General features: G+C 52.3%; 24 protein-coding genes. 13 read left to right on the top strand and 11 right to left on the bottom strand.

Features of this window, described 5'->3' with window-relative positions:
• Nucleotides 1-29 precede the first annotated feature (29 nt).
• From DNK57_RS08455 to DNK57_RS08440, 4 genes are all read right to left on the bottom strand, one after another.
• Nucleotides 30-1,154 carry a 3-dehydroquinate synthase II gene (locus DNK57_RS08455; RefSeq protein WP_192962519.1) on the bottom strand — a complete coding sequence of 375 codons (1,125 nt, stop codon included), beginning with the start codon at nt 1,152-1,154 and terminating at the stop codon, nt 30-32.
• A gap of 1 nt (nt 1,155) precedes the next feature.
• Nucleotides 1,156-1,956 carry a 2-amino-3,7-dideoxy-D-threo-hept-6-ulosonate synthase gene (locus tag DNK57_RS08450; RefSeq protein WP_192962518.1) on the bottom strand — a complete coding sequence of 267 codons (801 nt, stop codon included), beginning with the start codon at nt 1,954-1,956 and terminating at the stop codon, nt 1,156-1,158.
• Entirely contained in the window at nt 1,937-2,497 is a 561-nt protein-coding gene (locus DNK57_RS08445) for a class I SAM-dependent methyltransferase (RefSeq protein WP_192962517.1), read from the bottom strand. Before DNK57_RS08445 ends, DNK57_RS08450 begins: the two co-directional genes overlap by 20 nt.
• 219 nt (nt 2,498-2,716) lie before the next feature.
• Nucleotides 2,717-3,571: a pantoate kinase gene (locus DNK57_RS08440; protein ID WP_226891232.1), complete on the bottom strand. Its 855-nt coding sequence runs from the start codon at nt 3,569-3,571 to the stop codon at nt 2,717-2,719.
• A gap of 78 nt (nt 3,572-3,649) precedes the next feature.
• Here DNK57_RS08440 and DNK57_RS08435 point away from each other — a divergent pair, with 78 nt between their 5' ends.
• Complete coding sequence (locus DNK57_RS08435; RefSeq protein WP_192962616.1) at nt 3,650-4,315, top strand: histidinol phosphate phosphatase domain-containing protein; 666 nt, start codon at nt 3,650-3,652, stop codon at nt 4,313-4,315.
• 300 nt (nt 4,316-4,615) lie between these two features.
• Here DNK57_RS08435 and DNK57_RS08430 read toward each other — a convergent pair whose 3' ends face one another.
• On the bottom strand, nt 4,616-5,548 hold the full coding sequence (locus tag DNK57_RS08430; RefSeq protein ID WP_192962515.1) for an Ig-like domain-containing domain: 933 nt from the start codon (nt 5,546-5,548) through the stop codon (nt 4,616-4,618).
• A 243-nt stretch (nt 5,549-5,791) separates the two neighbouring features.
• On the opposite strand from DNK57_RS08430, the gene DNK57_RS08425 reads away from it, so the two are divergent.
• Nucleotides 5,792-6,745, top strand: a complete 954-nt coding sequence (locus DNK57_RS08425) for a zinc metalloprotease HtpX (RefSeq protein WP_192962514.1) — start codon at nt 5,792-5,794, stop codon at nt 6,743-6,745.
• A gap of 232 nt (nt 6,746-6,977) precedes the next feature.
• Here DNK57_RS08425 and DNK57_RS08420 read toward each other — a convergent pair whose 3' ends face one another.
• Both DNK57_RS08420 and aroD read right to left on the bottom strand, forming a co-directional pair.
• Entirely contained in the window at nt 6,978-7,592 is a 615-nt protein-coding gene (locus DNK57_RS08420; protein ID WP_192962513.1) for a S24/S26 family peptidase, read from the bottom strand.
• A gap of 2 nt (nt 7,593-7,594) precedes the next feature.
• A complete protein-coding gene (gene aroD, locus DNK57_RS08415) occupies nt 7,595-8,260 on the bottom strand; it encodes a type I 3-dehydroquinate dehydratase (protein ID WP_192962512.1) in 666 nt (221 codons plus the stop codon).
• Between the two features lie 222 nt (nt 8,261-8,482).
• Here aroD and DNK57_RS08410 point away from each other — a divergent pair, with 222 nt between their 5' ends.
• The 4 genes from DNK57_RS08410 to DNK57_RS08395 all read left to right on the top strand — a co-directional run bounded on the left by DNK57_RS08410 (nt 8,483) and on the right by DNK57_RS08395 (nt 12,024).
• Complete coding sequence (locus DNK57_RS08410; protein ID WP_192962511.1) at nt 8,483-9,211, top strand: hypothetical protein; 729 nt, start codon at nt 8,483-8,485, stop codon at nt 9,209-9,211.
• Between the two features lie 153 nt (nt 9,212-9,364).
• Nucleotides 9,365-10,231 (top strand): succinate--CoA ligase subunit alpha, encoded by an 867-nt coding sequence (sucD, locus tag DNK57_RS08405; protein WP_192962510.1) that lies wholly within the window; start codon nt 9,365-9,367, stop codon nt 10,229-10,231.
• Complete coding sequence (gene hmgA, locus DNK57_RS08400) at nt 10,231-11,424, top strand: hydroxymethylglutaryl-CoA reductase (NADPH) (protein ID WP_192962509.1); 1,194 nt, start codon at nt 10,231-10,233, stop codon at nt 11,422-11,424. The genes sucD and hmgA overlap by 1 nt, the downstream gene beginning before the upstream one ends.
• A gap of 21 nt (nt 11,425-11,445) precedes the next feature.
• Nucleotides 11,446-12,024, top strand: a complete 579-nt coding sequence (locus tag DNK57_RS08395) for a TIGR00267 family protein (protein ID WP_192962508.1) — start codon at nt 11,446-11,448, stop codon at nt 12,022-12,024.
• Between the two features lie 230 nt (nt 12,025-12,254).
• Here DNK57_RS08395 and DNK57_RS08390 read toward each other — a convergent pair whose 3' ends face one another.
• The 4 genes from DNK57_RS08390 to DNK57_RS08375 are packed head-to-tail and all read right to left on the bottom strand — an operon-like array spanning nt 12,255 to nt 14,467.
• Nucleotides 12,255-13,088 (bottom strand): TatD family hydrolase, encoded by an 834-nt coding sequence (locus tag DNK57_RS08390; protein WP_192962507.1) that lies wholly within the window; start codon nt 13,086-13,088, stop codon nt 12,255-12,257.
• A gap of 4 nt (nt 13,089-13,092) precedes the next feature.
• Nucleotides 13,093-13,791 (bottom strand): DUF116 domain-containing protein, encoded by a 699-nt coding sequence (locus tag DNK57_RS08385; RefSeq protein WP_192962506.1) that lies wholly within the window; start codon nt 13,789-13,791, stop codon nt 13,093-13,095.
• Nucleotides 13,792-13,838: 47 nt separating this feature from the next.
• Nucleotides 13,839-14,324, bottom strand: coding sequence for a hypothetical protein (locus DNK57_RS08380; protein WP_192962505.1), 486 nt, complete (start codon nt 14,322-14,324; stop codon nt 13,839-13,841).
• Complete coding sequence (locus tag DNK57_RS08375) at nt 14,312-14,467, bottom strand: hydrogenase maturation nickel metallochaperone HypA (protein WP_143485748.1); 156 nt, start codon at nt 14,465-14,467, stop codon at nt 14,312-14,314. Before DNK57_RS08375 ends, DNK57_RS08380 begins: the two co-directional genes overlap by 13 nt.
• A 161-nt stretch (nt 14,468-14,628) precedes the next feature.
• On the opposite strand from DNK57_RS08375, the gene DNK57_RS08370 reads away from it, so the two are divergent.
• The 7 genes from DNK57_RS08370 to DNK57_RS08340 all read left to right on the top strand — a co-directional run bounded on the left by DNK57_RS08370 (nt 14,629) and on the right by DNK57_RS08340 (nt 22,041).
• Entirely contained in the window at nt 14,629-16,632 is a 2,004-nt protein-coding gene (locus DNK57_RS08370; protein WP_192962504.1) for a VWA domain-containing protein, read from the top strand.
• Between the two features lie 469 nt (nt 16,633-17,101).
• Nucleotides 17,102-17,611, top strand: a complete 510-nt coding sequence (locus DNK57_RS08365) for a DUF367 family protein (protein WP_192962503.1) — start codon at nt 17,102-17,104, stop codon at nt 17,609-17,611.
• Between the two features lie 2 nt (nt 17,612-17,613).
• A complete protein-coding gene (locus DNK57_RS08360) occupies nt 17,614-17,760 on the top strand; it encodes a 50S ribosomal protein L40e (RefSeq protein ID WP_010876192.1) in 147 nt (48 codons plus the stop codon).
• Nucleotides 17,761-17,802: 42 nt separating this feature from the next.
• A complete protein-coding gene (locus DNK57_RS08355) occupies nt 17,803-18,540 on the top strand; it encodes a phosphoglycerol geranylgeranyltransferase (RefSeq protein WP_192962502.1) in 738 nt (245 codons plus the stop codon).
• Between the two features lie 225 nt (nt 18,541-18,765).
• Nucleotides 18,766-19,314 carry a hypothetical protein gene (locus tag DNK57_RS08350; protein WP_192962501.1) on the top strand — a complete coding sequence of 183 codons (549 nt, stop codon included), beginning with the start codon at nt 18,766-18,768 and terminating at the stop codon, nt 19,312-19,314.
• Between the two features lie 34 nt (nt 19,315-19,348).
• The gene (locus DNK57_RS08345; RefSeq protein WP_192962500.1) at nt 19,349-20,263 is read left to right on the top strand and encodes a hypothetical protein; all 915 of its coding nucleotides are present in this window, start codon (nt 19,349-19,351) and stop codon (nt 20,261-20,263) included.
• A 125-nt stretch (nt 20,264-20,388) separates the two neighbouring features.
• The gene (locus DNK57_RS08340) at nt 20,389-22,041 is read left to right on the top strand and encodes a helix-hairpin-helix domain-containing protein (protein ID WP_192962499.1); all 1,653 of its coding nucleotides are present in this window, start codon (nt 20,389-20,391) and stop codon (nt 22,039-22,041) included.
• Nucleotides 22,042-22,116: the final 75 nt, after the last annotated feature.

The raw sequence follows: 22,116 nt of genomic DNA, 5'->3' as shown, positions 1-22,116 counted from the left end.
CCCTTCCGTGCTGGAGGCATGGCTCCACATCATTTCTCGATTATGGTCTCCTTTATGGCCATCCCGAAGTGCCTTGCAGACTCGTCGAAGTAGACCAGGACCCTGTCACCCTCACCGAGTTCACTTACAGATACCGGTTCACCCTTATCATTCACGAGCCTTATGGTCTCGGCGTTCTGGAGGAGTGTCCTGACCCTCATGCCCTCATACTCCGCCTCAATGAGGAGGAGGGGCCTCCTTTCGATCTTCACCCTCCCCACGATTGCGGAGCGTGATCTGCCATCCCTGTCCACTATGATGACCTCGTCCCCTGTTTCAAGCTCCGAGAGGTACCGGGTCCTGCCACCGGGTACCATGACGTAGGCCTGAACAGGACCCGCATTGACACGGAAGGGCCTCGATGCCACGTACTCGCTTTCAAGGGATTCACTGTGCACCAGGAAGAGTCCCTGGGAGTAGCTACCCACGAGCATGCCCTCACCTATCCCCATTATGGAGCATGTGTCAACACAGACCCTGTCACCTGACCCGATGGGCTCTATGCGGGTTATGGTGGCGGGTTTGAGTTCGTAGGCCTCACTCTCAATCTCCTCAAGGAGGGCTGCAATGTCCTTTATCTGGGATATGTCTGCCGGTTCTATGAGGACGCCGTCAGTCCCATGTTCAAGGGTTTCAAGGGCAACCCGGGCCTCAGCGGCGTCTGCCACCGCCGCCACGAGTTTAACGTCCTCGTCCTGGAGGTCCGCGATTATGTTCTCCAGGGGGATGATCTTCCAGTCCTCACCCACCAGTATCAGGTAGTCAACGATGCGTCCGAGTCTCCTGGCAAGCTCCTCATGGGCCTTGCTCCTTATCTCCACGTAGGCCGCCACCTCCCTTCCGGCCCCCCTGAGCTCCGATGCCAGTTCAAGGTCCCTTGAGTAATCCAGGGACTCAGGAAGTTCAAGGGTCCCGTCACCCTCACCGTCCATCCCCACCAGTACAATGTCGGCGTCATCCTCGGGGGAGATGAGGGTAAGGTTGCCCAGCTTCTTTATCCTCTCAGCATCACCTCTATCCACCACATGGTCTATGCCGGATTCAAGGGCCGCGGTTATGAAGGCCTTCTTTTCATCCCAGTAGGTGTCGGGGGCAAGGAGCCATGCGAACTTCATCTCACTCGCCACCCTTCAGTATCCTGACGGCCTCCTCAACACTGAGGCCATCATGGACTATGCCTGCTATTGCCCTCGTCATGTTTGCGGGTGAATCGGCCTGGAATATGTTCCTGCCAATGGCCACACCAGCGCCCCCTGCTTCCACGGAGTCCTTCACCATCTGGAGGAGCTCCTCCTCTGTCTCTATTTTTGGTCCTCCGGCTATCACCACAGGGACGGGGCACCCCTTAACAACCTCCCTGAAGGTGTCAGGGTCACCGGTGTAGTTGGTCTTTATTATGTCTGCACCGAGCTCTGCACCTGCACGGGCCGCCAGCTTCACGACCTCCGGGTCGTGCTCATCATCTATTTTCTTACCCCTGGGGTACATCATGGCGATGAGGGGCATTCCCCAGTCATCACAGATCTCTGCAACGGTCCCAAGTTTTATGAGCATCTCGGGTTCCCTCTCGGATCCCACATTCACGTGGACGGATACTGCGTCGGCACCCAGCTTGAGGGCCTTCTCCACCGAGGTCACCAGGACCTTATGGTTCGGGTCCGGGCCGAGGCCCGTGCTGGCCGAGAGGTGTATTATCAGTCCGATGTCCCTCCCGTATCCCCTGTGTCCACTCCTGACCATTCCCTTGTGCATGAGAACGGCGTTTGCACCGCCACTTGCAACCTCATCTATGGTGCCTGCCATGTCTATTATCCCGCGGACGGGTCCAATGGAGACTCCATGATCAAGGGGTACTATAACAGTCCTGTCCGTCTTCCTGTTGATTATCCTCTCAATCCTAATCCTCTTGCCTATCATGGGCACCCTCCTTGTATATCCTGCTGGACCAGAGTTTAAACTCCCTGAGCCGTGGTGGGATTCCAGCGTCCCCACTCGACTCAAGCCATCCATACCTTGAGGTGAATGACTCTTCGGTGATGGATGAGCATACAAAGTCCACGAGTCCCCTGTTCCTTATTATGGAGACCCCTGGTTTGAGTGTTGATGACCAGATGAAGTAGACCTTGAAGGTTGTATCAGGGTGGTAGCCGCCTCCGAGGTCCACGCTGAGAACATCACAGCTGTCTATCATTTCGCATACCTTCTCCAGGGTTTCATGGAGCCGCACGTCCCCTGAGATGAATTCAACGTTGTCACGTTCCCTGCTGAGGGACTCCATTACCTCAACAGCCTCTGGGCTGTTGTCGATGGCCACAACCCTCCCCTCAGATACAAGGTCCGAGATTATGCGCGTTGAGTTACCCACGTGGCAGCCGAGCTCCACGACGGTGTGGGATGGTTCAAGCACCTCCCTTAGGACCTCACGGTAGATGTTAATATCATAGACTATCCTTATCATCTGATCACTTGAGACTGTCTTCTTCTAACCGGACATAAGTTAATATATCACTTTAATTTAAAGTATTTTCCCCACCAGATCCACATATCTGTTCATTATGAGGCTCAGATGTCAGAAAAAGACCATATAAGATTTCATCATGAGTGAAGGAGTTTTTCAGAGAGATCATACATCCTCTTCTGGAGTTTACCGGTCTTAATCAGGGTTCTGGCATTACTTTCACAGGAACCTGGCACCTTCCCTGTCAATCCCGTAGGTGCTGGTGCCGGCTCCACCGGCGTCAGGGTCCTCTGATAGGGCGAAGACGGTGTTTCCAAGCATGGCCATGGAGGCCCCCAGTGTTCCCTCCGAGAGCTCCTCAAGGGGTCCCCTGAGCTCAGGGGGTATGAGGGATGCTCCCTCCGCAAACTCCCGGGATAGCTCCATGAACCTGGAGGCTGTTGGCCTCTCAAGGAGGCGGCCTACCATACCGCCCCCCATACTGTTGATGGCCCTCACATGGGCGTCATCATGTATCACAGACGCGGTGTCAAGTTCCCCCAGGGTCCTTGTTATAACGTGGAGTCCGTCCTGGATGATCCTGTCAACCCTCCCGTACCCTGGAGGCCCCTCCCTGGTCCTTATGACCATGCCTCCTGTTAACTCGGCTATAAGATCCCCTAGGCCTGTCCCGAGTTCGACCTCTGCCCGGTGCGCCACCTCACCTGCCATGTTGAAGGTTATTGGGAGTTCAAGTTCAGCTGAGATTGCAAGGACACTCCCGAGGGCACAGGCCGCCGATGTACCGAAACCACACCCTATGGGCACCTCCACCTCATGGTGGATGCTCACCCCCTCAGTGAACCCTGTGAGCTCCCTGAGGATCTCAACGGCCCTCATGCTCACCCCATCATCTCTCCTTCCGTTCACCCTGACGGTCGTGGCACCCTCTGAGCCCCTGAGCTTCACCCGGGTTCTAACACCCCTGTCCAGGACGACGCCGGCGCCCCTGGATCCCGTCCTGAGGGGGTCCCTGTGCCTCACAACCTCAAAGAATCCGGTTATATGTGCTGGTACAAAGACGGTGGGCTTCATTTTAAATACTTCCCTGAACATACCTTAACCCTTGATGTGTATCAACAACAATATAATGATTTTCAGGGAGGGCCTGCCATTAGAAAGAGGATAGATCTTCACACCCACAGCCTCCTGAGTGACGGTGAGCTCCTGCCATCGGAACTTGCAAGGAGGGCATGTGTGCTTGGACATGAGGCAATAGCAATAACTGACCACATAGACGCCTCAAACATAAACACCATAACGAACCTCATAGACGCCGTTGAGGATATAGGTGATAACTGGGACATCAGGGTTATCCCGGGGGCTGAGATCACACATGCACCGGTTGAGATAATTGAGAAGCTTGCAGTGAGGGCAAGGAGGCTGGGTGCAGAGGTGATCGTTGTACACGGCGAAACCCTGGTTGAGCCTGTGATCCCCGGCACCAACCATGCCGCAGTCAGCTGTCCTGAGGTTGATATACTGGCCCATCCGGGCCTGATAACGGTCGAGGACGTTGAACTGGCACGTGAGAATGATGTGACCCTTGAGATAAGTGCGAGGAAGGGGCACTGCCTTGGTAATGGCCATGTGGCTTCCATCGCAGGGGAGGTTGGTGTCCCCCTCGTGATTGATACGGATACCCATGCACCTGGGGATCTGATTGACTATGAGATGGCTAGGAGGATCGGCCTCGGGGCGGGTCTAAGCGAATCCAGGGTCGAGGAGGCACTGGTGAGGAACCCCAGGAGGCTCCTTAAGAGGAATGGTATCATCTGACTCATGGAAAAGTAGGACGTTATCTTTCTGTCTGCTGATTATTCTGTGAAGTGAAAAAGCAAAAAGGAAACCTCTAATCCTTCTTTCTGCCAGATTCACAATCACCAGCCCTTTTTTCAGCTTATTCCTGGATAAAAACCTCTCATGGATTATCTTGGCAGTAAACTTGGTGTAATGAAAAATTTGAGATCAACGATCAGGATGGGGGAAGTGAACCTAACTTTTCAGGGAAAATTTTCCTTACTTCCTGATATTCATCTATCACAGATCCTGAAAATAAATATAAAATGGTTTTTTGCTCTATCTTCGCCCTGTCCTGAACCTCAGCGTCCATTTATGTTCAGGGGCTTCGACCAGTGCACCGGCCGGTATGGTGAGGGTGTACCAGCTGTCACGTGATAGTCTGTAGACCGGTTTCACATGGAGGGTGTTACCGGAAACCCATGTTCTGATACTCACAGATTTACCGTACCTGTTTTTGAGGGTTACCCTGCTCCAGTACCTTCCAGGTCGGATGATATCTGAAAAGGTGACCCCTATCACTGACATCCTTGAGGTTACAGCTCCAGCAACCGGACTACTTGATGTAACATTTATACCCTTTGAAATGTAGGCCCTGAGGTTGTCAAGGGCCGATATCAGCATCCTCGCGTCGCTTAGCTTTCTTGGCTGACTGTCATACTTATAGGTCTCATATATTATGGTGCTGTATCCCTGTGAGGCTATTGGCACTGTCACGTACTTGGGGCTTGTTGCCGTTGGGGGAGTGTAGATCCTCAGGAAGCCAAGCTGGGATACTATCTGTTCTGTGTAGTTTATGGTCGCAAGGTTCTCTGAGATCATATAGAGGAAGCGGGGGTATGTGTATCCACTCTGATGGTAGCAGTTCTCATGGCAGTCAATAACCAGCATGGGCTTCTCATTCTTCACATCGGGTACAATGAAGTTTCTCGCAAGGAGCTGACCGTTCATACGGCCCTTCGAGTAGTCGTAGGCGTTGGATGTAACATGTACACTGTAGAGGACGTACCTCCTTGTCAGGTTTGATGTCTGGAGTGTCTCCCGCACGGCTTCATGTATACCTGACTCACGGGGATGAACCCCTATTATGAGTCCTATGGTCTCATTGGAGCTCTGGTTACCGTAGCAGTCCTTCTCAACATAGCCGTAACTGGTGTTACCTATCTGGACGGCCTGACTGGATCCAATAAGGGCAAAGATGGCCACTAACATTAGAAATTTCCATAGATTCCTGATAGTATCATCCCCTTAATACGAACTATACCTTAATATTTAATAAACTTTGGTCTCAGGGGGATGGCCCCTTTGCTCGATGCCTACACGCAGGTCCCGGCCACCGTGATTACAGTTAAGAACCTCCATATTCAGGGCCCTCTAATAATAACAAAAGATTTATATCATCACATGATAAAATAACACTTTGTAACTAATGGCTCGATGGAGGAAAAAGCCAAAATGAGAAGACTCAGCACATGGAAACTGAAGCTCAGAATGTTCCTGGCGACAGCACTTTTATTTGGATTAATCTACGCTATACTCCTCGTCGTGGGATCCCTCCTTGGAGTTGGAGGGCCACTATTCTACGCCCTCCTGGGTTTCGGGGTGATATTCCTGCAGTACCTCATCTCCCCTAAGATAGTGGAACTCACAATGAACGTCCACTACGTGAGCGAGGCCGAGGCCCCCCGTCTACATGCAATGGTTGATGAACTCGCACGAAGGGCAGGTATACCCAAACCAAGGGTGGGTATCGCGGAGATCGCAGTGCCCAACGCATTCGCCTTCGGCAGAACAAAGTCTGATGGAAGGGTGTGTGTGACCAGGGGGATACTCAACCTCCTTGACGAGGAGGAACTGAGGGCTGTCCTCGGACATGAAATATCCCACATAAGGCACAGTGACATGATAGTCATGACCCTGGTGAGCGCCGTCCCCCTGATATGCTACTACATATTCTGGAGCACGGTCTTCAGCAGGGATGATGAGGCAAATCTGGTGGGTATTGCAGCGCTCCTGGCATACTTCATAGGCCAGCTCATAGTACTCTTCATATCAAGGACCAGGGAGTACTACGCGGACCAGGGGAGCGTGGAGATCGGTGGCCAGCCACACAAACTTGCAAGCGCCCTCTACAAGCTTGTCTACGGCTCAGCCCAGTTCAACAGGGACGACCTGAAACAGGTTGAGGGTGTCAAGGCCTTCTTCCTGAACGACGTCTCAGCAGCTCAAAGTGAGGTGGAGGACCTCCGCCAGCTTGACATGAACCTGGATGGGACCATAGACCTTGCTGAACTCCAGAGGATAAAATACGGTGGAGTTAAGGTTGGACTGGGTGCAAGGATCCTTGAACTATTATCAACACACCCGAACATGCTTAAGAGGGTGAAGAGGTTATCCGAGTTCACCTAGGGGCCGGTCGCTTCATCCAATTCTTTTTATCACTCTTTTGCTCGAGTATTAAGTGATCATACTCCTTTGAATCAATGGACCTCAGTCACTGCAGTGGCAGAGCCATTAAAAAGAGGGCATGATCAGAAAGCCATCTCCTTTTTTTGCTGTTTCGTTTATAGTAAAAGGATGATCAGAGGGTACCAAAAAATAAATTTTGAATCCCTCTGAAAACAGTGCCATTGTGTGGGTTTCAGTACTCCTTCACAACACCCACAATGGCTGACCTTGGAACCCATGTGTTCAGGGGTGTTTTCACAATAACAGAGGTTGGGGTGTAGATGCGTTCAACCTTCTTGTTATCACTCATCAGGTAGACCCTGTCAGGTTCGATCTTTCCAACCCTCTTAACGATGAGGCCATATTCAGGGTGCTTGGCTATCACTATGTCCCCCACCCTGTACTTGTCTGTCTTGAGGACTATCAGGTCCTGGCCGTCCTTCAGTGTGGGATACATTGAGTCACCGCTCACAACGGCAGGCATGGGGAGCTGGTCAACACCGAACTGTGACTCTATCCTCACTTCAACCTTCCTGTAACCGTACCTCTCTGCTATACCCTTAACGTCCTTTTTTATTGATTCAACGGTGCTGTCAGGGTCATTGATGACATCAGCCATATAGTCCCCTATCTCCTGTTCCATCTCAGGCGGGACCTTCTGGAAGAAGATCGTGTCGGCCTCAACTGTGATGTTGACACCATCGGTCTTTATGGTTATGTCAACCGAATCCACATGATCAAGGTAGTAAAATGCACCTGAAACTGCAATAACAGCAAGCACCGCAATGGCAATCAGAACCTTCTTCATCTTCAATCCTCCGGCATGAGTTCTCTGATCATTTTCCGGGTTACATCAACATCCATCTGTCCAGGGGCAGTCCCCCTCCCCAGTGATGCGAAGGTGATGGGGGAGCCGAAAAGGGCGGCTGCAACCCTCGTGTATCTGCCGAGTTCACCCATGGATATCGCCACAGTGTCATCCTCGAGGCTGAGGAGCTGGAGGACCACCAGGGTGTCTGCCATGTTCTCTGGCATCACAGCAACCTTGGCCATGTCACCCATCTCCCTGGCCATCCTGACGATCCTCAGGAGGGCCTCCAGTGAGGGTGTCTCCCTGAAGTTATGGTAGGATATGATGCTTCTCCTGGCATTCATGGTGACCCTCTCTATGTCCTCACGGGCACTGCTGAGTTCAATATCCACGAAGTCGGCGACTTCAGCCGCAGCCATGAGCAGCTTTATTCTTTCATCCTCGCTGCCACTGAAATGACCACCCTCGGCCGGTGACCGGTTGGTTGCAATCACAGGGAACCCTATATCCTCTATGAGTTCCCTGATATTAATTTCTCCAGGTTCCTGGAGGCCATCAATTCGTATTTCAAGGATATCAGCACCGGCCTCAATGGCCCTCATGGCTGATTCAGTAACCTCGTGGGGTGTCTTCTCAAATACCGGGACACAGATCTTTGTGTTCATGTGAAATATTTCTCCCGTGATTTTCTGGAGTCTTCAGAGAACTAAAGATTTTAGTGTGATTCTTTATGTCCCTTTTGATATAAAATAATTTTTTTGAGGGGAGCGTTGATACCGTCTGAGGCCAGGTCTCTGATACAGGTTCACATGCATCCTCCCATTGCCAGGTGTGAGGTCATCTAAACTATTTATTCAGGCACCTCAAATTAGGTATAGGTGATTGTTTTGAAGGTAACTTCCATAGGTGCAGATATATCAGATAATGATACGAGCTGCAGCAGGGAACTTATTGCCTCCCTTGAGGCCTCCATACCGGGGCTTCTTGATGCGGGTGCAGAGAGAGCGGCACTGACAAATATAACGGGTGACGACGTTGTTATAAGTGCATTCGTGGAGGATGACATGCTTGAGACTGTGAACAGGGCAATAGTTGAGATACTCAGGGATTCGTCAGAGAGCCTCGGAGACCTTGAGGGTATATCAGATGAACCTGATGGTGCAGGGGAGGGCATATCATATGCAGAGGCAGCTGTAAGGCAGGACAGGTATCCAGATGCGGTTATACTTGCATTTGACACCTATGGTGGTGAAGACTTCGTGGCTGACGTTGCAAATTCTGCCATAGCCGCAGCCAGGGGCATGGATGGTGTTACAGATGTGAGCCAGGAGGTCATGCCTGGTGTCCGTGAGATCCCGGGGGTGGGATTTGTATCCGATAAGACCGACGACCCGGTGGTTGCTGCGACCATAGAGGACATTGAGAGTGTTGGCGTTGCAGCAGGGGCGATGCTCGGCGCCGCCCTCGGCCATAAGAACGTTTACCTTGTAAGGAGGGGCTCACCGTCACACGTAATCCCTGGCAGCGTCATAGTCTCGGCCACGGCATTCCTTAACGGTAACCTCATAGACCTCGCGGTACCCTTTGAGGAGAGGACGAGGATCCTGAGGGTTTAATGATTTCATACCCGCCTCAAATGCGGCGGAGACATCATCATTTAAGGTTACATGCTCTCCAGAGTCTACCATATAAGGCTCCCTTGAAGGTCAGGCTCTTATGGGCATAATTAAATAGTTCAGACCACAAAGGAAAGGATGAGGGGATAGATCATGATACTGCTTGATGAGGATACCAGGTGCCTTGTTCAGGGCATAACAGGTAAACAGGGATCATTTCACACTAAACAGATGCTCGAGTACGGAACCAGGATAGTGGCGGGTGTCACACCCGGTAAGGGCGGCCAGGAGTTCCTTGGCCTGGACGTCTACAACTCGGTGGAGGAGGTCACCGAGGAGATGGATGTCAATGCCTCCATAATATTCGTACCTGCACCCTTCGCAAAGGATGCAGCCTTTGAATCAATACGACACCTCGACCTTGTCGTGATAATAACCGAGCACATACCTGTCCATGACTCCATGCAGATAATGGAGTACGCCTCAAGGATGGGTAAGACGGTTATAGGTCCCAACACCCCCGGCATAATCACCCCGGGTGTCGGGAAGCTTGGTATAATGCCCACCCACATATTCACCGAGGGAAGCATAGGCATAGTCTCAAGGAGCGGCACACTGACCTATGAATTTGCAGCCCAGCTCACAGAGGCTGGATTAGGCCAGAGTACATGTGTGGGTATCGGGGGGGACCCTGTAACAGGACTCGGATTCGTGGATGTCCTTGAAAGATTCGAGGATGACCCCGATACAGAAGCCGTCGTCCTTATAGGTGAGATCGGTGGAGATGCAGAGGAGAGGGCTGCCAGTTACATTGAGCAGATGTCAAAGCCTGTTTTCGCATTCATATCCGGTGCAACTGCACCCCCAGGTAAGCGGATGGGACATGCAGGGGCAATAATCGAGGGAGGCACAGGCACCGCCAGCAGCAAGAGGGAGGCACTGGAGGCGGCAGGTGCCGTGGTTGTTGACAGGCCATCAGCCATAGTGGATGAGATCAGGGCCCACATGGGGGTGCGCTGATGTCACTCATGGATGACCTCCTGGAGGGGAGGATCAAGCTCTACGAGATCGAAAGGCACGTCCCGGTGGATGAGGCCGTCAGGATAAGAAGGGAGTTCATTGAGAGGACCTGCGGGGTTAAACTTGAACATGTCTCAAACTACAGCATTGACATGGAGCGGGCTTCAAGGAGGAACATAGAGAACCCCATAGGGGCTGTGCAGATCCCCCTGGGAGTCGCGGGTCCACTGAGGGTGAGGGGTGAACATGCAGATGGAGAGTACTATGTGCCCCTGGCAACCTCTGAGGGCGCCCTTGTCGCATCGGTGAACAGGGGTTGCTCGGTGATAACACGGGCCGGAGGGGCCACCGTCAGGGTGACAGGTGACTCCATGACCCGCGCACCAGTCATAAGGACAGGGTCCGTGGTTGAGGCCCTCAGGCTGAGGGAATGGATCTATGAGAACATGGATGCCCTCAGGGAGGAGGCAGAATCCACAACCAGGCACGGTAAGCTCGTTAAGATAGACCCTGTTATCGTGGCGGGTTCCTATGTCTACCCGCGTTTCGTCTACACAACCGGTGACAGCATGGGGATGAACATGGTCACCATTGCAACTGAGAGGGCCCTTGAACTCCTCACCAGGGAGACCGGGGCCCATGTGATAGCACTGAGCGGCAACCTCTGCACCGATAAGAAGCCCGCCGCCGTTAACCTCATAGAGGGGAGGGGTAAGAGTATAACAGCCGAGATAATGGTACCCGGCGACATGGTCGAGTCTGTCCTTAAAACAACTCCCGGGGCAGTGGTGGAGGTTAACACGGCCAAGAATCTCATTGGATCAGCGGCGGCTGGTAGCATGGGATTCAATGCGCACTACGCCAACATAATAGGGGCAATATTCCTTGCAACAGGACAGGACGAGGCCCACATAGTTGAGGGTAGCCTGGGGGTTACCATTGCAGAGGAGAGGAACGGGGACCTCTACTTCGCGGTGAACCTCCCGGATGTCCCCCTGGCAACCGTTGGCGGCGGCACTGGACTTGAAACAGCCTCTGAGTGCCTTGACATCATGGGTGTCAGGGGAGGAGGCAGGGTCCACGAATTTGCAGAGATAGTTGGAGGGGCTGTTCTTGCAGGTGAGCTTTCCCTCATGGGTGCCCTCGCAGCGGGTCACCTTGCACGGGCCCACAGTGAACTCGGCCGTGGATGATTGAGAGGTGGATGATCTGGGATGGATGTACGCGGATTTCTTCATGAGTACATAAATATGAGCAGGTACGTGGCCCTGGGCACCCTTGACGGGATACTGGCTGTTATGGGTGTCACCCTGACAGCAAGCGGTGTTGCAGGTGCCGGGGGCCTCAGCGTGGATAACTACCTCATAGCCCTCACAGGCCTCAGCGGTGGTGTGGCCCTTGCAATGTCCAATGCCTTCGGGTCATTCATCGGTGAGAGGGCCGAGGAGACCCGGACCATGCGTGAACTTGAGAGGAAGATGATGATGGATGAGGGTAAGCTAGATGACACCATCATCCACCAGCAGGCCCGGAGGAGGGTCTACATGAGCATGTTCACCCATGGGTTCTCCAGTTTTCTGGGATCCTTTGTACCGGTCCTACCCTTCCTTGTTATAGGTGACAGGATAACTGCAACCATGGTAACGGTCCTTCTATGCCTCACAGCACTCTTCATCCTCGGAGTATACCTGGGGAGGGTTTCAAGGGAGAACATCCTGAGGACGAGCCTTGAGGTGGTGGTCATAGGGTTACTTATAGGGGTGGTGAGCCTGCTTCTGGGGGGTTCACACTGAACTATCTGATCCTTTTTTAGTGTCCATGGATCTGAATACCCTTAAAATCTCAGGGATCTGAAAATGGTAGAACTTTGCCAGGGGAACCCCTCCAGGATCTCGGATAGTTAACTTCAGCAGGATAAGAATTATCTTTCTTATATGATTTAGGGCATGATCATCGCAGAGGGATCATCAAAAAATAGATCTTTTTCTGCACTGGATGCTTTTAGTGGAATTCGTCCAGAAATTCAGATCCCGTAGACCCTCTCAACGGTCTCCTCGTGGATCCTGTAGGCATCCTCCTCGGTGAATATACCCCTATTGATGAATTCAATGGTCCTCCGGGGCACGGTCTTCGGCCCAAGGACTGCCCCCGGCCTCCCGGAGTCATCCAGGTAGTCTGTCTCCATGAGGAAGCGGCCACCCTTCATGATGCCATCCCTAACAACGTCCCTTGATGCGATTAATGATGGGGTGAGTCCATGGTTCTCCTCAGGTGCTGTGAGGGGCCCTGAAAAGTGCTTTATAACCATGTGTTTCTTTATACCAGCCCTTTCAGCCATCCCGGCAAATTCCCTGAACTCCTCCGGACCCGAGCTCTCGGTGTGTAGCTGAACAGGGCATGATGCCTCGGCTGCAAGCTCCATGGCATAGATCATAAGCCTGTTGTGGGCTGCAAGCTCCTCATCACTGACAGGATAGTGGGGCCTCCCAACCTCGCCGATGGCCACAGCCCTCCCCTCGAGTACCAGGGACTGGGCGTATTCCAGGCCATCCCTTATCATCTCCTCGGCCCTCTCAATCTCACGACCCGCCTCAAGGAGCCTTGATAGCTCTGCAGGGTGCAGTCCCACAACTGCATGGGCCTCAACTTCAGTCTCCCTGTTGATCATCTCAACGTAGTCCAGGACCGTGTCCATGGTCCTGCGGTAGTCTGTCCCCGCCTTTATGGTCCATGAGGGCTTGTTCGGGATTATCATCCGCCTCCCACCGGCCCTGTAGAATTTCTCTGCAACTGCAACAGGGCCATCACCGTTTAGAGGGTCAACGTGTATGTGGTTATCTGTGATGGGGATGTCCAAGGTATCACCGCTCCTGTGTCCCTCCAGGGACCTGGCTCATACAGGCCCTCGGTCTTCTTAACTCCTCTTCGATTCCCATCTTCTGCAGGACAGCCCTGAAGTCCACCTTCGTCCGGAAGCAGCCGTCCCTCAGGAGGGGCACACCCTGGGGCGAGAACTTCGACAGCTTCATCATGGCCAGGTTCAGGTCCTGGTAGCAGGCAACCCCAAGGACCGCCTTGAACCTGTGCTCCTCCACGATCTTCTTTATGAAGGTTGACCCGGGTATCACGAAGACCGTGTATCCTATGGCCTCGGCCCTCTCCTTGATCTTCCCTATTATGCACCTGTTGCATCCGGTGCAGACCAGCCCGGTCCTTTCAAGCCGGGCCTCGCACTCGGGATTTCTGAGGCAGTGTGGCAGTACAAGGGCCTTATCATGGGGGTCTATGGCTCTGAACCTCTTCTCGTTGATCTTGTTCCTGACCTCAACGCCTATCTGGTCCACTATACGGCTGTTGAGGCCAAGGGTCTCTGAGAACTTCTTGAATGGTCCATAGAACATGTCGACCGTGATGAGGAGGAGTCTGGGGAATATCAACCGGTCCTCATTCAGGAGGAGCCTTCCAAGGAAGAGGCTTGATGCCAGCATGATCAGGATGCCCACCCCTGCAAGGAACACCAGCTGTCCAAATATCTGATAGAATTCACTTATCATCTTCATTCACTGTGATGGTTTATGTGGCCCTGCCTTAAAAATGGTTTCCCACATCACCAGTCAAGGCCCTCCCTCCACACCCTGATACCAGGGGGTGCATTCAGGAGTTCAACACCACCATCCACCGACACGATCTCCATACCAGAGAGTGCCGGTGCAGAGCAGAGGAGGTGGTGGTCAGGGTGCGTGCCCGGTGTTATGTCACAGCTGAGCCTCACCCTCTCTGCTGCCGAGACGACCATCTTCAGCCTCCGGGACCCGGGGTGATCCTCTGGAAGGACCACGAGGGGGTTCCCGGTCTCAAGGATGAGGTACGCGAGGGCCTTTATACCCCTCCTCATTTTAGCATCGGCCCTGAAGGCGGATATGACTATGAGGTCCCTGGGGTCCAGGAAGAGGGCAACTTCATCCTCTGCTGTGTTCATGAATATGGTCCGCTCTCTACCTGATGGTATGATGCCGAGGAGACCCCCGCCCTCAACAAATAGTATCTCGTCCTCATTGATTTTGAATTCCAGGGTACCACCTAGCCCTCGCATTCAACGTTATCTGACTGGCATGATGGGCAGATAACCCGCCTTCCAACACCCTTGAATTCGTTTCCACAGTCAAGGCACCTGCATTTACGGGTCTTCATCTTCTTAATATCTATATCAGCCATTGGACCTCCAACGGTACACATGATATCACCTGTTACTTCTATGGGGTCAATCACTTATCTATTTTATCCAGCAGGGCGCTTCTTTATCCTAAGATATCATGAAACATTAATACCATACCATGTAAAAACTTATTATTCAGAATAAATATAAAATTAAATGGTCAGGATGACCAGGTGAGTTAATGAAGAACCTTATTTTTCCATTCACAGCCATAGTAGGACAGGAAAAGGTTAAAAAGGCCCTTATACTCAACGCAATAAACCCTGGGATAGGCGGTGTCCTCATCAAGGGTGATAAGGGTACAGGTAAGACAACGGCGGTGAGGGCCCTGGCGGATCTCCTGCCCTCCCTGAGGACTGTTAAGGGCTGCCCCTTCAACTGCGACCCGGATGACCCGGAGGGTGCATGTGACATGTGCCGTGGCGGGGACGTGGAGGTTGAATACCGGAAGATGAGGGTCGTTGAACTCCCACTGGGGGCCACAGAGGACCGTGTTGTCGGGTCACTCGACATAGGGAAGGCCCTCACCGAGGGGATAAAGGCCCTTGAGCCGGGTATACTTGCAGAGGCCAACAGGAACATACTCTACGTTGATGAGATAAACCTCCTGGATGACCACCTGGTCGACGTGCTCCTGGATGCGGCGGCCTACGGTGTCAACACGGTGGAGAGGGAGGGCATATCCCTCCAGCACCCCTCAAGGTTCATACTCGTCGGTACCATGAACCCTGCTGAGGGCGAACTTAGGCCCCAGCTTTCAGACAGGATAGGTATACACATAAACGTGGAGACCGTGACCGACATAGGGCAGAGGGTCCTCATAATGAAGAGGAGGGATGAATTCGAGGACGACCCTGAGGGCTTCGTTGAGAGGTTCGCTGAAAGCCAGAGCAGGCTACGTGACAGGATAATGGCTGCCAGGAAGCTTCTCCCGGCGGTGACCATCGACGATGACCTCCTGGAGCTCATAGCAAGGGTCTGTGTTGATGCAGGTGTTGACGGCCACCGGTCCGACATTGCCATAGTGAGGACATCAAAGGCAATAGCCGCCTTCAATGGAAGAAGGAGGGTACGCGAGGAGGACGTTGAGGATGCAATAGTCCTTGTCCTTGGTGAGAGGATACCAGGCAGGACCTACAACCGCGAGAACACCAGGAGGGAGATGCAGAGGGCCCGTGAGGAGATGGAGCGTGAGAGGGAATCTGAGGAGGATCAGGGCGACTCAGAGGCATCATCAGGGGGTGAAGGTTCAGGGGGTTCTGAGGGTGAGGAGTCAGGTCAGGGCTCCGGAGGTTCTCAGGGGAATGAAGGTTCAGAGTCAAGGGGTTCAGCCTCCCTGGCCGGCCTATCTGCGGGGGGACCAGATAGAAGCCCTGAAACCGAGGACGTGGATGTTGATATAAAGAAGCTCCTTAAGGTCAGGGGCAGGAAGAAGGAGAGGCTCTACGGTGCACGTGTCGAGTCAAAGACAAGTAAGGGGAAGTACATAAGGAGCAGGTTCCCCAGGGGTGAGCCCGGGGATGTGGCCATAGACGCCACAATCCGTGCTGCGGCCTCCAGGGGTGAACTTGAGATAAGGCCCGGTGATATAAGGGAGAAGATACGCAAACACGGTGCAAGGGCATCCATAGTCCTTGTGGTCGACATAAGCGGGTCCATGTTCTCTGACAGGAAGGCCGCAATGGTCAAGGGCCTCATAGAGAGGTTCATAGAGGATGCGCAGAGGCACAGGGACAGGATAAGTGTTGTTGGATTCAGGGGCAGGGACGCGAAGGTGATAATACCCTCAACTGCCCATGCATCATCCTTCAGGGATGCCGTGGAGAGCATAAGGGTCGGTGGGACAACACCCATGGCCCAGGGCATAGAGCGCGGTCTTGAGATACTCAGGGAGGAGAAGAGGCGCGGCGAGTACGTTCCATTCATGGTAATACTCAGTGATGGTATGCCCAATGTTGGTGTGGGCAGGGACCCCAAGAGGGAGGCTGTTGAGGCGGCCTCAAGGCTGAAGGATGAGGAGATACCCTCAACGGTGATAAACTTTGAGAGGGGATCACGGGGTGGAAGGGACCTCAACATGGAGATAGCCCTGGCTTCAGGGGGCAGCTACTATGACCTCCATGACCTCAGGGACCCATCCAGCGCTGTTTCCAGGATAATGGAGTATGAGAGGGCAATGTTTTAGATTTTAATGTTTTTGGTGCTGTTTCCAGGATAATGGAGTATGAGAGGGCAATGTTTTAGATTTTAATGTTTTTGGTGCTGTTTCCAGGATAATGGAGTATGAGAGGGCAATGTTTTAGATTTTAATGTTTTTGGTGCTGTTTCCAGGATAATGGAGTATGAGAGGGCAATGTTTTAGATTTTAATGTTTTTGGTGCTGTTTCCAGGATAATGGAGTATGAGAGGGCAATGTTTTAGATTTTAATGTTTTTGGTGCTGTTTCCAGGATAATGGAGTATGAGAGGGCAATGTTTTAGGTTCTGATCCTCTTCAATCACCTTCGTTGATTGTTTTCTCCATGCTGGCTACAGATTATTCTGCGGTCCGCGGGGCTTTAGATGCTGTCCCGGCAATCCAGATCTGGGTGGATGCTTGTTTTCTCTGGTTTCAACATCCAAATTTTATATAGCCGAATAACCAATATCAGCCTGATGAAGATTGTGGTCTACCATGCAGAGGAGTGTGACAGGAAGAAGTGCACGAGCCTCAAACTTGGAAGGAAGGGAAAATTTAAAATAGTAAGTAGTCTCAACCAGTTACCAAGAGGGGCACTTGTCCTCAACCCTTTTTCTGAGAAGGCGGTCTCCCCAGAGGACAGGGACATGGTCCTCAGGAGGGGCATTGCAGCCCTTGACTGCTCATGGAAAAAGGTTAAGAAATCGTCCGTCATATTCCAGACCGCAAGGAACCACAGGTCCCTACCATTCCTTGTGGCTGCAAACCCGACAAACTACGGGAAGCCCTGCATACTCTCAACTGCAGAGGCCGTGGCGGCAACCCTTTATATAGTTGGACTGAAAGATATAGCGTCGGATATAATGTCCTACTTCAAGTGGGGTCCACACTTCCTGGACCTCAACCGTGAACTTCTTGAAGCTTACTCCAGGGCTGAGAACAGCCTTGAGGTTGTAGAGATTCAGAACAAATTCATAGGAGGCTAATTATGGCAAGGTTTGAGGAAGCAGAAAACAGACTGTTCAATATCAAGATCTGCCTTAAATGTAACGCTAGGAACCCACCAACTGCAAAGACATGCAGGAAGTGTGGTTACAAGGGATTAAGGTACAAGGCCAAGGAACCAAGGGGTTAAGCAGCCCCCTCTCCTTTTTTACTATTTTTCTGAGTGTTCAAAATGAAGGTTGAAGATTACTTCCATGATATTCTTAGGGAGAGGAAGATACACCTTACCCTCATAGACCCCGAGGAGCAGGCCCCAGAGGAGGCCGTTGAGATAGCCCTGGCAGCCATAAGGGGAGGCACGGATGGTATAATGCTTGGAGGGTCAACCACGGATTCCAGTGAACTTGACAATACAGCCAGGGCCCTTAGGGAGAACATAGACGTCCCAATAATACTCTTCCCGGGTAACACCACCGGTGTTAGCCGCTACGCCGATGCAATATTCTTCATGAGTCTCCTTAACTCCACAAACCCCTACTGGATCATAGGTGCCCAGGCCCTGGGCGCAGCCACCGTTAAGAAGATGGGTATAGAGGCTCTCCCCATGGGCTACCTGGTGGTTGAACCAGGCGGTACGGTTGGATGGGTCGGTGACACCAAGCCGGTCCCCAGGAACAAACCAGACATTGCAGCCGCCTATGCCATGGCAGCTGAGTTCCTTGGCATGAGGCTCTTCTACCTGGAGGCAGGGTCAGGGGCACCTGAGCATGTGCCTGAGGAGATGATAGCCCTTGTTAAGCGGTGCACGGATCAGATACTCATAGTCGGCGGTGGTATAAGGAGTGGTGAGGACGCTGCAAGGGTTGCAGGGGCAGGCGCAGACGTCGTGGTGACAGGTACCGTGGTCGAGAACAGTGACAACGTTGAGGACAAGATCAGGGAGATCGTTGAGGGTATGGCTTCTGCCTGAAGGATCTCTATACATGGTCATTTTTTTCATAGGCAGAAACTATTTTATTTCCATAGATTATCCTTTTACCTGATATTAACTCTCCTTAGATCAGCTCTTCGGAGGCCATTTATTCCAGCATAGGTTCTTATATATAAAAACTTTGCATCTTTTTCTGAGTCACAGTAAAATATACATATGTGTTGTCTCAATAATTTATTAACAAACTTAAGGGAGGTGATGGGCGTGAGATCACTTCTGGCGGTGCTTATTCTATCAGTGGTTTTGACTGTGGCATCCTTTTCACCGGTTTTTGGAGCCGCGTCACCATCAGCAACACAGCAGCTTGAGGCAGAGGTGGAACCAACAATAGCCATCGGGGCCTTCTGGGCGAATGGAGCCAACAACAGTACGATATACCTCCTTGATCTCCTTGCAGATAACCAGGAATATTCCTGGGATGGGGGAGCAAGCGGTGAACAGGTCAAACATTCATCCAACGTGGCAATAGACCTCTATGTACGTGCAGCGGGAGACCTTACCAACGGTTCAAATACCATACCCCTTTCAAACCTCAAATACGCGGATTACGGTGCCAGTGTAGCAAAAACAGCATTCACAACAAGCTATGTAATGGTCAGGGAAAACTGGCCAGCTCCAAGTCAGGGCAATGAGCTGACAATCCCTGTGGACCTCTACCTGCTTGTTCCATTTGCAACACCACCAGGCAACTACACCACAACAGTCTACCATGCCGCTGTTCAGACCGGTGGAACAGCACCAACAAGTCCATAAATTCCATTCCATCTTATTTTTTTTAGGAGTTTAAATGCGAGAAACCAATTCTGGAGGTGTTAAACTGGATAGGAGAGCATTAATTTTAGTTTCAGTTATAATCCTCATTTCAATCATCGGCGAGTGCTTCGCAGCGGGCATCGTTGTTTCACCCACAAGGTTTGAGTTCACTGGAGCCGGTTCGCATGAAGGTAAAATCACCATCTCCAACCCATACAGGGAAACCGCAATCATCACCATTACCCCAAAGAGAATACTTAAGGATAAAAGGAACCTTCTCCTCATGGATGATGGAGTTGCAAGATGGATAAGGGTCCAGAACGGATCATTCACATTGAGGCCAGGTGAGAGACGGGAGGTGAACTTCCAGGTCAACGTTCCGGTAAACTACAACTACAGGGACGCCGTCGGGGCGCTTGTTGTAACATCGACATCAAAGGCCGGCACCCTTAACAGTAGGGGGACCTCTGTGACACTCAAACAGGCCACAGAGGTCATAGTGCCGGTGTTGATAGGACTGCCCGGTGATATAAGGGAGTCACTATTCATTGAGTCCTTCACGGGTCCATCCATCCTTCTGGGTCTTATGCCTGGGAGTTTCTCCTACACCGTTAAAAACAGGGGAAATGTCTATGAAAACTTCACATCAACCCTCCAGGTTAACGGGTTCCTCTCTGACGCTGTGAATTCAAGTGGGGGCGTCTATCCCGGTGACGCCTACAGTGATGAGGTGACCTGGACCCCCGGTATACTTGATATGGGGATCTACACGGCCACCATCAATGTGGCCTACGGCCGCTACAGCAGCCAGAAACCTGTGGTGGCTGAGAGAACACTGATTGTTATTCCTGTATGGTTGATAGTTCTACTTGTCCTAATTGTAACTGTATGGTTCCTCAGATCAAGAAAACCCAGGATACCCAGGATAAGGGTTAAGATAGAAAGATGAAAATTCATTAATCTTTTTCATATAGTTTTTTTATTTCTGCAAGGTCATCGACTTGGGCTGGAGAAATCATTTACCGTTACTCTCCACCAAAAGACTGGTTAATGATGGCCACCATAACTATGTTCATGAAGAATCATCTTGTGGCCCACATACTGAACCGCGTGGCCGACTACATGGAACTTGCAGGCGATGAATTCCGGACCAAGGCCTACAGGAGGGCTGCAAGGACGGTAGAATTCCTCAATGAGGATATAGAGGATGTTGCAGCCCAGGGAAGACTCCAGGAACTTCCAGGAGTTGGCAGGAATATCTCTGCAAAGATAGAGGAGATCCTCGCCACAGGGTCCCTGGAACTCCTCGAGAGACTCTCAGAGGAGTACCCTGTGGACCTTGACTCCCTCCTCTCAGTGGAGGGTGTCGGGCCAAGGACAGTTAAACTCCTCTACGAGGAACTTGGGATAAAGACCCTCGCAGACCTGGAGGAGCAGGCAAGGAGGCACCGACTCAGGAGACTCCCTGGTATGGGTGATAAGAGGGAGGCCATGATACTACGGAACATCGAACTTGCAAGGTCAAGGATCTCAAGAAGACCCCTTGCCTATGTGGTCCCCCTGGCATCCAGGATAAAGTCAGGGCTCCTTGAACTTGAGGGGGTTCAGAGGGTGGAGGTTGCAGGTTCCATAAGGAGGGGTCGTGAGACCGTTGGGGATATCGACATCCTCGTAACAGCCACAGACCCGGAGGCCGTCATGGACCACTTCACATCCATGGATGAGGTGGAGGAGGTCGTGGTTAGGGGTCCAAGGAAGTCCACAGTCCGCCTCAGGGAGGGCCTCGACTGCGACCTCAGGGTATTCGATGATGAGGTCTTCGGGTCAGCCCTCCTCTACTTCACCGGGTCATGGGAGTTCAACGTGGAGCTGAGGAGGAGGGCGATATCCTCTTCAATGAAGCTGAGTGAATACGGCCTCTTCAGGGGCCATGAGAGGGTGGCCGGGAGAACCGAGGCCGAGGTCCTGGAGGCCCTTGGCCTGAACTACATTGAACCCGAGCTCCGGGAGAACCGTGGCGAGGTGGAGGCCGCAGCCAGGGGTGAACTGCCTGAACTTGTAACACCCGCTGATATACGGGGGGACCTGCACATGCACAGCCTCTTCAGTGACGGGGTTGATACGGTGGAGCAGATGGCAGAGTATGCATCGGTACTCGGGAGGGAGTACATAGCCATCACAGACCATGCCAGGTACATCGATGACCCCGACGCCTACTTAAGGGCGGCTGAGAGGATTGAGGAGATTGAGGTCCTTGCAGGTGTTGAGGTCAGCATCCTCCCCGATGGCAGCCTTGAGGTACCCGACCGTTTCCTGAGGGACTTCGACCTCGTCGTTGCTAGCATCCATGAGCCCGGCAACCTGACAGAGAGGCTCCTTGCAGCAATGGACCATGATCCTGTGAGTATCATAGGCCACCCGACAGGGAGGGTTCTTGGTTCACCTGAACCTGTCGTGGATATTGAGAGGGTGATTGAGGGGGCTGCTGATGCGGGCGTGGCCCTGGAGGTTAACTCCAACCCCCTGAGACTCGACCTGAGGGATTCACATGTTAAGATGGCGGTTGATATGGGCTGCAGGATTGCAATCAACAGTGACGCCCACTCCCGTGGGGGCCTTGAGAACATCAGGTGGGGTGTCATCACCGCCAGGAGGGGCTGGGCAGAGGCTGAGAATGTTCTTAACACCATGGGATTAAGAAGGTTCATGAAATGGCTCAGGGGCTGATTTCCCATTTAAGCTTCAGGCAGGGGTCAGTAACTTAAAGGATCGATGCATGGATGTTCACTGTTTCAGGTTTAA

Source organism: Methanothermobacter thermautotrophicus, from assembly GCF_014889545.1.
Classification (GTDB): Archaea; Methanobacteriota; Methanobacteria; order Methanobacteriales; family Methanothermobacteraceae; genus Methanothermobacter; species Methanothermobacter thermautotrophicus_A.
Note: the sequence above shows the minus strand (reverse complement) of the source record. Positions and strands in the feature narration are given on the sequence as shown.

Excerpts from the sequence above, each read along its gene's own strand:
- DNK57_RS08440 (WP_226891232.1), bottom strand. The coding sequence starts at position 3,571 with ATGAAGCCCACCGTCTTTGTACCAGCACATATAACCGGATTCTTTGAG.
- DNK57_RS08385 (WP_192962506.1), bottom strand. The coding sequence starts at position 13,791 with ATGAAGATGATAAGTGAATTCTATCAGATATTTGGACAGCTGGTGTTC.
- DNK57_RS08395 (WP_192962508.1), top strand. The coding sequence starts at position 11,446 with ATGGATGTACGCGGATTTCTTCATGAGTACATAAATATGAGCAGGTAC.
- DNK57_RS08375 (WP_143485748.1), bottom strand. The coding sequence starts at position 14,467 with ATGTGTACCGTTGGAGGTCCAATGGCTGATATAGATATTAAGAAGATG.
- DNK57_RS08430 (WP_192962515.1), bottom strand. The coding sequence starts at position 5,548 with ATGTTAGTGGCCATCTTTGCCCTTATTGGATCCAGTCAGGCCGTCCAG.
- DNK57_RS08360 (WP_010876192.1), top strand. The coding sequence starts at position 17,614 with ATGGCAAGGTTTGAGGAAGCAGAAAACAGACTGTTCAATATCAAGATC.
- DNK57_RS08370 (WP_192962504.1), top strand. The coding sequence starts at position 14,629 with ATGAAGAACCTTATTTTTCCATTCACAGCCATAGTAGGACAGGAAAAG.
- DNK57_RS08445 (WP_192962517.1), bottom strand. The coding sequence starts at position 2,497 with ATGATAAGGATAGTCTATGATATTAACATCTACCGTGAGGTCCTAAGG.
- hmgA (WP_192962509.1), top strand. The coding sequence starts at position 10,231 with ATGTCACTCATGGATGACCTCCTGGAGGGGAGGATCAAGCTCTACGAG.
- DNK57_RS08420 (WP_192962513.1), bottom strand. The coding sequence starts at position 7,592 with ATGAAGAAGGTTCTGATTGCCATTGCGGTGCTTGCTGTTATTGCAGTT.
- aroD (WP_192962512.1), bottom strand. The coding sequence starts at position 8,260 with ATGAACACAAAGATCTGTGTCCCGGTATTTGAGAAGACACCCCACGAG.
- DNK57_RS08365 (WP_192962503.1), top strand. The coding sequence starts at position 17,102 with ATGAAGATTGTGGTCTACCATGCAGAGGAGTGTGACAGGAAGAAGTGC.
- DNK57_RS08455 (WP_192962519.1), bottom strand. The coding sequence starts at position 1,154 with ATGAAGTTCGCATGGCTCCTTGCCCCCGACACCTACTGGGATGAAAAG.
- DNK57_RS08355 (WP_192962502.1), top strand. The coding sequence starts at position 17,803 with ATGAAGGTTGAAGATTACTTCCATGATATTCTTAGGGAGAGGAAGATA.
- DNK57_RS08380 (WP_192962505.1), bottom strand. The coding sequence starts at position 14,324 with ATGCGAGGGCTAGGTGGTACCCTGGAATTCAAAATCAATGAGGACGAG.
- DNK57_RS08340 (WP_192962499.1), top strand. The coding sequence starts at position 20,389 with ATGAAGAATCATCTTGTGGCCCACATACTGAACCGCGTGGCCGACTAC.
- DNK57_RS08425 (WP_192962514.1), top strand. The coding sequence starts at position 5,792 with ATGAGAAGACTCAGCACATGGAAACTGAAGCTCAGAATGTTCCTGGCG.
- DNK57_RS08345 (WP_192962500.1), top strand. The coding sequence starts at position 19,349 with ATGCGAGAAACCAATTCTGGAGGTGTTAAACTGGATAGGAGAGCATTA.
- DNK57_RS08450 (WP_192962518.1), bottom strand. The coding sequence starts at position 1,956 with ATGATAGGCAAGAGGATTAGGATTGAGAGGATAATCAACAGGAAGACG.
- sucD (WP_192962510.1), top strand. The coding sequence starts at position 9,365 with ATGATACTGCTTGATGAGGATACCAGGTGCCTTGTTCAGGGCATAACA.